Source organism: Peribacillus sp. SIMBA_075 (assembly GCF_046534585.1).
The window spans coordinates 1-249 of the sequence record NZ_JAWRYN010001233.1 but is presented as its reverse complement, the minus strand read 5'-3'; the positions used below and the strand labels follow the sequence as shown (position 1 = coordinate 249).

At 42.6% G+C, this 249-nt stretch carries 1 protein-coding gene; it reads left to right on the top strand.

Annotated features, from left to right (window positions below; genetic code table 11):
* On the top strand, positions 1-249 hold a 249-nt coding region (locus tag SB775_RS32255), incomplete at both ends, for a cation transporter dimerization domain-containing protein (RefSeq protein WP_486360736.1).

The following is a 249-nucleotide window of genomic DNA, read 5'->3' as shown; positions in this document are numbered from 1 at the left end:
CGGAATTTATCGAAAACCATGAAAATCTTGCTTGAAGGTGTACCTCAGGAGATCGATTTGGATGAAGTCCATTCAAGAATTGAGAAAATTCCTGGGGTGCTTTCAGTAAAGGATCTGCATATATGGTCAATTGATGGGGAGGAGCATGCGATGAATGTGTGCCTGTCGGTCACAGGCGAAAACTTGGCAGATTCAACTGCAATTAAGGAAAAGGTCCGGAGTACAATTTCGGATCTTCAAATCATTCAC